10 protein-coding genes are annotated in these 8,887 nt (G+C 62.2%); all 10 read left to right on the top strand.

What is annotated here, in order from left to right; genetic code table 11:
* Positions 1-70: 70 nt before the first annotated feature.
* The 10 genes from FM113_RS14980 to FM113_RS15025 all read left to right on the top strand — a co-directional run bounded on the left by FM113_RS14980 (position 71) and on the right by FM113_RS15025 (position 8,603).
* Positions 71-1,003 carry a beta-ketoacyl-ACP synthase 3 gene (locus FM113_RS14980; RefSeq protein WP_254909034.1) on the top strand — a complete coding sequence of 311 codons (933 nt, stop codon included), beginning with the start codon at positions 71-73 and terminating at the stop codon, positions 1,001-1,003.
* On the top strand, positions 1,000-2,013 hold the full coding sequence (locus FM113_RS14985) for an alpha/beta fold hydrolase (protein ID WP_087015637.1): 1,014 nt from the start codon (positions 1,000-1,002) through the stop codon (positions 2,011-2,013). The genes FM113_RS14980 and FM113_RS14985 overlap by 4 nt, the downstream gene beginning before the upstream one ends.
* Positions 2,010-3,542 carry a long-chain-fatty-acid--CoA ligase gene (locus FM113_RS14990; RefSeq protein ID WP_217896029.1) on the top strand — a complete coding sequence of 511 codons (1,533 nt, stop codon included), beginning with the start codon at positions 2,010-2,012 and terminating at the stop codon, positions 3,540-3,542. The genes FM113_RS14985 and FM113_RS14990 overlap by 4 nt, the downstream gene beginning before the upstream one ends.
* A gap of 2 nt (positions 3,543-3,544) precedes the next feature.
* Entirely contained in the window at positions 3,545-4,519 is a 975-nt protein-coding gene (locus tag FM113_RS14995; protein ID WP_087015639.1) for a hypothetical protein, read from the top strand.
* A 100-nt stretch (positions 4,520-4,619) separates the two neighbouring features.
* On the top strand, positions 4,620-5,255 hold the full coding sequence (locus FM113_RS15000) for a copper resistance protein CopC (RefSeq protein WP_140393387.1): 636 nt from the start codon (positions 4,620-4,622) through the stop codon (positions 5,253-5,255).
* Complete coding sequence (locus FM113_RS15005; RefSeq protein ID WP_087015641.1) at positions 5,252-5,794, top strand: copper chaperone PCu(A)C; 543 nt, start codon at positions 5,252-5,254, stop codon at positions 5,792-5,794. The genes FM113_RS15000 and FM113_RS15005 overlap by 4 nt, the downstream gene beginning before the upstream one ends.
* Positions 5,787-7,076, top strand: coding sequence for a Dyp-type peroxidase (locus FM113_RS15010; protein ID WP_087015645.1), 1,290 nt, complete (start codon positions 5,787-5,789; stop codon positions 7,074-7,076). The genes FM113_RS15005 and FM113_RS15010 overlap by 8 nt, the downstream gene beginning before the upstream one ends.
* Complete coding sequence (locus FM113_RS15015; protein ID WP_087015642.1) at positions 7,073-7,303, top strand: hypothetical protein; 231 nt, start codon at positions 7,073-7,075, stop codon at positions 7,301-7,303. Before FM113_RS15010 ends, FM113_RS15015 begins: the two co-directional genes overlap by 4 nt.
* Complete coding sequence (locus tag FM113_RS15020; protein WP_087015643.1) at positions 7,300-8,322, top strand: nucleotide sugar dehydrogenase; 1,023 nt, start codon at positions 7,300-7,302, stop codon at positions 8,320-8,322. Before FM113_RS15015 ends, FM113_RS15020 begins: the two co-directional genes overlap by 4 nt.
* Positions 8,298-8,603, top strand: a complete 306-nt coding sequence (locus tag FM113_RS15025) for a UDP binding domain-containing protein (RefSeq protein WP_254909035.1) — start codon at positions 8,298-8,300, stop codon at positions 8,601-8,603. The genes FM113_RS15020 and FM113_RS15025 overlap by 25 nt, the downstream gene beginning before the upstream one ends.
* Positions 8,604-8,887: the final 284 nt, after the last annotated feature.

An 8,887-nucleotide genomic window follows, 5' to 3' on the forward strand; every position in this document is an offset into this window, starting at 1 on the left:
CAATCGGAAACCGACGACTCGCACAGCGACCGGACCGAATGAAGGGGACGGCCCGCGCACAGGATCCGCCATCTGCGGGATCGGTCATGCGTTGCCATCCCGCAGGATGCCAAACTCTGAGCTGGAGGCATTCCTCGACACCGATGACTCCTGGATCGTGACGCGAACCGGGATACGCGAACGCCGCATCCTCGCCGACGAAACACTACTCGGCCTCGCAACCCGTGCGGCTGACCATGCGCTCCAAGATGCGGGCATCTCCGTTTCTGCTGTGGGCCTGATTGTGGTCGCGACAATGACTGCTCCCGACCGCTGCCCGTCGCTCGCTTCGCAACTGGGGGCGCACCTCGGAGCTACTGCTCCGGCAGTATTCGATGTGAACGCGGCATGCGCCGGGTTCTCGCAGGCGCTCGCAATCGCCGACCATGCAATCAGATGCGGCGCGGCCGACCACGCACTGGTCGTCGGTGCGGATGCAATGAGCGAAGTGCTCGACTGGCAGGATCGTAGCACTGCGATCCTAATGGCGGACGGTGCCGGGGCCGTGGTGCTTTCTGCCTCTGAGCGTCCCGGTGTAGGTCCGGTGGCGTGGGGGTCAGACCCAGATCTTGCGCAGGCCATCACCATCGCTGCACCGGATCACCTCTTCCGACAGCAAGGACAGACAGTGTTTCGCTGGGCCATCACCCGTGCCCAACATGTCGCTCGCGACGCACTCGAACAGGCCGGCATCACGGCCGCAGACCTTGCCGGGTTCATTCCGCACCAAGCGAACCTGCGCATCATCGCTGCTCTCGCTACCCAGCTTGAGATTCCTCTTGAACTGACTGCGCAAGAGGTTACCGAGTTGGGCAACTCTTCTGCAGCGACGATTCCCGTCGCAATATCTCGCCTGCTCGCGCGAGGAGCGATTGGGGACGGACCGGTTTTGCTGCTCGGGTTCGGTGGCGGGTTTTCCTATTCGGGACAAGTCGTGATCCTCAACAGAGGAGGCCGTTCGTGACAGAAGAAGTCGTTCCCGCGGCCACGCCGCTTGAAGAAGTACTCGCCGATGCGTGGGGCACGGTGCTGGGAATTGAACCGATCAGCAGACATGATCGCTTTGCCGAGCTCGGTGGAACTTCGCTCGCTGCGGAGAAAGTGTTGGTGCTCCTACGCCGCCGCCTGGCGGTCGATCTCGGGGCGGAGGTACTCGTCGGGCAGCCGACACTCGCCGAGATCGCCGCACGCATCGAAACCACTCAGAGGACCCGTTTTACCCGTCACACCCCCGCGCACCGGAGATTGACGAGCCCCGGAACGGTGACCTCCACGGTGCACTGCTTCGCAGGTGCGGGAGCCGGGAGCGTCAGCTTCCTCGGCCTCGCATCCATGGCTGACCCTGGCTGCGCCGTCATCGCCTACCAAGCGCACGGTCTCGAATCGAGAGCGGTTCCCTCCTGGACCGTTCGCTCGCACGCACGTCGTCACCTCAAGTCCCTGCTACGCGAACAGCCCCAAGGCCCGTACACGCTTCTCGGGCACTCATTCGGCGGTCACATCGCCACGGGCGTCGCACAGCTCCTCGCTGGGCAAGGGCGAACGGTCGAGCGGCTGCTGCTCCTCGATACCGTGTTGAAAAGCATCGACTCCGCCTCCGTGGCTGACTACCGCCAAGCAAGCAGCACTGCTTCACCACCACCGCTGAGCCAGCGACTGCGCACCCACCTCCGCGTCGCCACTGCCGGAGTTGTGCGCTACTCACCTCCAGTCCAGCAAACAATCTTCTGGGAACAGGGCATCCGCGTCCAAAACCGTCACAGGCCCGCACCGCTCCCGCCATACGCAAGAGTCCTCGTATCCGATGAGAACGCCGAACAGGCCGCACGGTGGGCAGGTGGACTCGCGATTCCGGAACAGGTGCACCGCATCTCGGGCACCCATTTGAGCATACTCAGCGACCCCGCCGCACTGGCGCAGGTATGGTCCGCGCTCACTCCCGCACAACCATCGCCAAGCAAGGACATGCCGTGATCTTCCATCCCAATCTCACCACCCTCAACCACACGATCGCGTTCCACGCGCGGCATGCTCCTGAGCATGCCGCGATTCTCACCCCGACAGGCGCCACCGTCAGCTACAGGGAGCTTCACCACCGCAGCACACGCCTCGCCGGCGCGCTCCGCTCCGCAGGCATTCGTCCCGGCGACCGCATCGCCTGCCTCGGGCGCGAGACCCCGGGCTACTGGGAACTCCTCTTCGCCGCCTCCGCCACCGGCGCAGTGCTCGTCCCCATCAACCCCGCTCTGTCTGCCGCAGAAGTGGAGCATATTGTGGACGACGCAGACGCAGCACTCGTGTTCATCGACCACGACCACCCCCTCGTCGGGCTCACCGGCCGCACCGAGATCATCGCAGATCTCCCGAGCTTCACTGTCTGGCGAGACTCCGGATCCGAGGCCGCGCCGTTCGAGGCGCATCCGGATACGCCGATCGCGCAGCTCTACACCAGTGGCACTACCGGACTCCCGAAAGGCGTCGTGCTCGGGCAGCGCAGCTTCACCGCAATCCGCGACGCACTTGGCAACGCGAACCTCGACTGGATCGATTGGTGTGATGGCGATATCGCGATGATCGGCATCCCCGGATTCCACGTTGGAGGGCTCTGGTACGCCACTCAAGCGTTCCACGCTGGGGTGACGGTTTTCAGCATGCCGGAGTTCGACGCGGTGACCGCGCGCACTGCCATCCGTTCTCTGGGCATCACCACCGCGATCGCCGTGCCCGCGATGCTGCGACAGATCCTCAACGCGCCTGGGAGTCTCAGCGACTTCACGACGCTTCGCAAGATCATCTACGGTGGCGCCCCCATCACCGAGTCGCTGCTCCGCCGTGCGGCACGCGACTTCGGCGCTGACTTCGCACAGATCTACGGCCTCACAGAAACCGGTAACACAGCTATCTGCCTCCCACCCGACCAGCACGGCCCGGATTCCAAGCGGCTACGAGCAGCCGGTCGCCCCTACCCCGGAGTAGAAGTGCGCATTACTGACGAAGAAGGATCTCCGATGCCTCAAGGAGAAGTCGGTGAAGTGTGGCTGCGCACCCCCGCAGCGATGCTCGAATACTGGAACCTCCCCGAAGCGACCGCCGATACTCTCATCGAAGGGTGGATTCGCACCGGAGATGCCGGCCGACTGGACGCCGAGGGATACCTGTTCATCGAAGATCGCGTCAAAGACATGATCCTCGTCGCGGGCGAAAACGTCTTCCCCGCAGAAGTTGAAAACGCGCTTGCCGAGCACCCGGCCGTAAAGGACGTCGCCGTCATCGGGGTACCCGACGACGGCGCCGGCGAAGCCGTACTGGCATACATCGTCCCTCACGACACGATACCGACGAGTCGGGAGCTGGCCCTGTTCCTACGAAACCGGCTTGCTGCCTTTAAACGACCGACCCAATATCTCTTCGTCGACACGATTCCACGAAACCCGAGTGGGAAGATCCTGCGCCGCACGCTGCGCGAACAGCACTGGCTCGACCGTGACCGGCAGGTGAACTAAGCATGCGAATACGCGGAGTCATCGCCGCAGTGGTGCTCGCACTGCTAGGAACGAGCGCCCCTGCTCATGCGACGACTCCTTCGACCCAGACCCAGCAGAACTCGGGGTCATGGTCAGTGCAGATCGCCGAGAGCGAGGCAACACTCGGCCCATTCGTCGCGGTAGAAGCATTCTCCGGCGTACGCGACACCATCACCGTCGAGGTTGAAAACACCTCCGCAAACGTGATTTCTCTATTGATCAGTTCCATCGCAGTATTCGCACCGCAGGGCATGCTCGAGTACCGTGAGGCGGATTCGCGTCTCGATCCGAGCAACTGGGTGAGCAGAGCCGAAGCGGATGGCCCAGTCGAGGTGCAAGCCGGCGCATCGGGCAGCATTCCGTTAGCGATCAGCGTACCCAACACCGCCCACGATGGGGACTATCCGCTTGGTCTTGTTGTTACCGACGCGGTCAGCGGCAGGAGCCTCAACTTTCCGCTGTTGCTCAGAATCCCAGGTGAAGGTCGAAAGACACAGCTCGAGGCCACCAGCACGTTGTCACTCGACGGAGTGAGCGCATGGCCGCTGACGCCGATACGTAGCGAGTCACGCTACGAGCTTCGCAATACCGGAACCACTGTCGTGACTGGCGCGCTCGAGATCGACGTCACCACCCTGTTCTCTCACCCGTCTCAGGTGGCGGTTCTTGAAGACGTGGTGGTTCTCCCCGGCGGCACTCTTTCTGGCACCTCATTCGACTCGGTGCAAGTCATCGGCGTCGGAGCACCTTCGCTGCGCTTCATCGCAGACGGGTGGGAGGCCACCGGAGAGGATCCCGCGGGAGGTTGGGAACAACGCTTCATAGGCGATACCACCCCAGCCATCCCGCTGCTGTCGCTAGTCGTCCTCGCCATCGTTGTTCTCGGGGCTGGTGCGGCCTGGACGTTCATTAAGCGACGCGCGATCCATCATGCGCGACCCGCTTCGGACGCGTGACCAGCGAAGATCTTGCCGGTTCTGGTGATCCCGGCTGGAATCGTGCCACTCAGAGCGATTGAGTATCAAGTTTAGAACTACATGTTGTAGAGTAGTGGCGATGTCTCACCAAACCGTCGCCCATCGGCCTGTTGCCGTACTCCTTGGTGTACTCAGCGTGATCGCATGGCTGATCTTTGCCTCGGGGGTACCCGCCTATGCGCATGATCAGGTGACGAATCAGACACCTGCCGCTGGAGAACATTTCGACACGTCACCTGACGAAGTCGCATTGACGTTCACTGGTGAGCCCCTTTCGGTTGGCGCGATCATCATGGTCGTCGACGCGGAAGGCGAGTCGTGGGAAGAAGGCGAACCATCGTTCTCAGGTTTCACGGTGACGCAGCAGCTGAAGAGCCCGCTGCCCGATGGCAACTATCAGGTGCGCTGGCGGATCGTGTCGAGTGACGGGCATCCCATTAGTGAGAGCTTCTTGTTCTCGGTCGGCGATGTCTCAGATGCGCTGCCGATACCGGAACCTGCTTCTGCGGATTCGCCGGTGTCTGCAGCAGACAATGCCAATCAGGGCGAGTTCTCGCTCGACGGCGCAAGTGACGATAAGACCTCAGGCGATTCCGGGCATTTGCGGACCGCGTTGCTCGCAGGTGCGGGGGCGCTCGCCGCGCTGATGTTGTTTGCATTGGGCCGTGTCGTAAAAACCAGGTCTTCTCGACGTTCGAAAGGAACCACATCATGAAGTCTGTCTCCCTCCCCAGAGTCACCGCATCCTTCGCGCTGGCCGGTGCGCTCGCACTCGGCGTAGTTGGATGCAGCACGACTCCCGCGAGTAACGAGTCCGGCGCTCCTTCTGCGTCGTCGAAGAGCGCGTCCCAGGAACAGTCTTCGACGATCAGCATCCAGGATGCGTGGGTTAAGGCAGCCGAATCTGGCATGTCCGCAGCTTTCGGAGTGCTGGTCAATGACAGCGGCGAAGATATCCGTGTGGTGTCGGCCACGTCTGATGCCTCGCCCATCATGGAATTGCATGAGACCGTCGAGAATGCGGACGGGAACATGGTGATGCGGGAGAAGGATGGTGGCTTCGTGATCCCGGCGAACTCGGAGTATGTGTTGCAGCCGGGCGCGAATCATCTGATGCTCATGGACATTGTGGATCCGGTGCTCGCCGGAAACACTGTGTCGTTCGCTCTCGAGCTGGAGGACGGGTCGGTATTCGAGTTCGAAGCCCCGGCAAAGGACTACACGGGCGCGAACGAGACTTATGTCGATGAGTAAGCAGGAAGACGTGGCGCCCACTGACGGGACGGGAGCAGATTTCACGAAGGAGCCGTCGTCGGGATTGTCGCGGCGTCGCCTCTTGTTCGGTGGTGTGGCGGCCGCGGCAGGAGCGGTCGCGGTCGTTGGGGCCGATGGGTTTGTCACGGGCCGAGAGGCCGCGGCACGTGCTGAGGCGCTCGAGGATGCGGAGCAGCTGCGAGGCGGCGAGACTATCCCGTTCTATGGTGTCCATCAGGCAGGGATCGAGATGGTGCCACAGGCTCACCAATCCCTGGTGGCCGTGACATTGCGGGAAGGAATCACCCGCGAAGATGTGCGGCGCATGCTGATGATCCTCACCGAGGATGCGGCCAGGCTCACGCAGGGAACCTACGCGTTGGCGGATTCGGAACCCGAGCTCTCCCTGCGGCCTGCGCGGCTCACCATCACCTTCGGATTCGGTCGACGCCTTGTCGATATCGTGAACCCTGCGGCCCGGCCAGACTGGCTTGACAGCATCCCGGCGTTTAAGCTCGATCGGCTCCGAGAAGAGTGGAACGACGGTGATCTGCTGCTGCAGATCGCCTCCGATGATCCACTGACCGTGGCCCATGCTCAGCGCATGCTCCTCAAAGACACACGCACCTTCGGGTCACTGCGGTGGGTGCAGCAGGGGTTCCGACGAGCCTATGGTTCAGAGAAGCCCGGCAGGACCCAGCGGAATCTCCTCGGGCAGCTCGATGGCACCGTCAACATGTCACCGGGGAGTGACGACTTCGCGGGCGTCGTCTGGAAAGGCCCCGTCGCAAACCCGGCCTGGCTCGATGGCGGAACAGGCTTTGTCGTACGACGAATCGAGATGCTGCTCGACAAGTGGGATCGGCTCGACCGCAGCGGACGTGAGCAAGCGGTCGGCCGCCGGATGGACTCCGGGGCACCACTCACCGGTACGAAAGAGCACGACGAACCTGATTTCGAAGCTCGTACCCCGATCGGCTTCCCGGTCATCGCAGAGTTCGCACACATCCGACGGGCTCGCTCAGCAGACCCGCACGAGCGGATGTTCCGTCGCGCCTACAACTACGATCAGCTTCCCACGGGAGATGAGATCTCGAACTCCGGGCTCATCTTCACCGCCTACCAATACAACGTTGCAACGCAGTTCGCACCAGTGCAGCGACGCCTCGACGAGCTCGATCTCCTCAACGAATGGATCGTGCACATCGGCTCTGCTGTGTTCGCGATACCACCCGGATGCGAAGAAGGTCAGTTCATCGGTCATACCCTCTTCGAAGCGTGACTGTGTGGCCCATTCTCTCTACACTCACCACGCTGTTCGCGGGCATGGTTCTGATCCTGTGGATCGGGTTGAGTGGGCCTGCGAGGCGAGAAGACGAGGAACCTCCCACGGTCCGTGAAGAGCTTGAAGACCTCTACTACGGCGCGAAACGACTGTGGAAGCGCTTCGCAAGAAGGATCTTCAGCATCGGGAAGCGGGACCCAGGCACTCAGGAAGAGAACGAATGAGAGTATCTGTCATCGGGCTTGGGCGTCTCGGCCTCGTCCACGCCGCCGCCCTCGCCTCGCTCGGGCACAGGGTCGTCGGAATCGAAACGAATACGGAACGCGTCGGCAAGATTCTTGATGGCACGCTCGAAATACACGAACCTGGACTCGCGGATCTTGTCCGTTCGGCACTCACAGACGGTACGCTCGACGTCACTAGCCAACCGAGCACCGCAATGGGAGCAAGGGTTCACTTTCTCACAGTTGGCACACCCGAACTCGCCTTTCACGAGGGGTTCAACGCTGGCTACCTCGAAAGCGCGCTGCGGTCCCTTGTACCCTTCTTACAGCCAGGCGATCTCGTCGTCGGCAAGAGCACGGTCCCGCCCGGGACAGCAGTGGCTCTCGCTGCCCAGCTTCACAGAGAGAGCCCCGATGCCGAGCTCGCATGGAATCCCGAGTTCCTCGCAGAGGGAACCGCAGTGCGAGACACCCTCGCCCCCCAACGGCTCATCTACGGTGTGAGCAGCCAGGAAGCCGCTGGTCGGCTCGATGAGGTCTATCAACCGATCCTCGACACAGGGACTCATCGCGTCATCACGGATCTCGCGACCGCTGAACTCGTGAAACTCGCCACCAACGCGTTCCTTGCCACGAAGATCTCCTTCATCAACACGATCGCGCAACTTGCCGCGACCAGTGGCGCCGATGCCCTCCAGACAGCGCAGCTTCTCGGTACCGACACCAGGATCGGCGCCTCCCATCTGAACCCAGGCCTGGGGTACGGTGGGGGCTGTCTCCCGAAAGACACCCGCGGGCTCGCGTACTATGCCCAGCATGCAGGCGCCATGGAGGCGGCCCAGTTCTTCGCTCAAGTCGACATAATCAACACCGTACAGAGGCAGCACATCGCCGAGTGGGTTATTGCACAGCTCCTTGAACGCCGGGGTCGCAGGTCGCGATCCTCGGAGCGAGCTTCAAAGCTGATACAGACGACACGCGCGAGTCACCCTCGATCGCTCTCGCACACGCACTCATAAGCGCCGGGCTGCGCGTGCGTATCGCGGATCCTGTAGTGGTCGCGTCGTGCGGAGCGGACAGCCGGCTCGAGTTCGTACGCACCGCCGAGGAGGCGATGCGGGAAGCCGACGTGACGCTAGTGGCTACTGCTTGGCCGGAATACCGGCACCTGAACCCGGAAGCACTCCTTCCCACGGTCCGACGCCCGCTTATCGTCGATACTCGGCATTGCCTCGACTCGGAAAACTGGCGCAACGCCAGTTGGGACTACCGGAGCATGTTCAATCTTCCGCTGCACTAGATGTCGTTCAGCGGGTGGGCTTCAGCATCGTGGAGTGTCACGCTCGATCCGGCTCCTGGCGATTCTCGAAGCACGAGCTGGCAGCGGCTCGGCCGAGCCTGTTTCTATCTTCGGACGCTGTTGTTTGTCATCATCTCGGTAGCGAGTTATTGATGAACTCGAGTCTCACAAATGTCGACCCTGCGAGCGTGGCGGGTTGCGAGAGCTACGGAAGAACTGTCGCTGCAAGAGCCTTCGGAAGCCGCCGACGGGATGCAGATGGCCACCGCTTACTCGTCAAACGT

Origin of the sequence: Leucobacter sp. 7(1), from assembly GCF_900163635.1 — a bacterium.
Classification (GTDB): domain Bacteria; phylum Actinomycetota; class Actinomycetes; order Actinomycetales; family Microbacteriaceae; genus Leucobacter.

Bases quoted from the DNA above. Each gene is read 5' to 3' on its own strand.
- FM113_RS14995 (WP_087015639.1), top strand. From the start codon at position 3,545: ATGCGAATACGCGGAGTCATCGCCGCAGTGGTGCTCGCACTGCTAGGA.
- FM113_RS15000 (WP_140393387.1), top strand. From the start codon at position 4,620: ATGTCTCACCAAACCGTCGCCCATCGGCCTGTTGCCGTACTCCTTGGT.
- FM113_RS15005 (WP_087015641.1), top strand. From the start codon at position 5,252: ATGAAGTCTGTCTCCCTCCCCAGAGTCACCGCATCCTTCGCGCTGGCC.
- FM113_RS15010 (WP_087015645.1), top strand. From the start codon at position 5,787: ATGAGTAAGCAGGAAGACGTGGCGCCCACTGACGGGACGGGAGCAGAT.
- FM113_RS15020 (WP_087015643.1), top strand. From the start codon at position 7,300: ATGAGAGTATCTGTCATCGGGCTTGGGCGTCTCGGCCTCGTCCACGCC.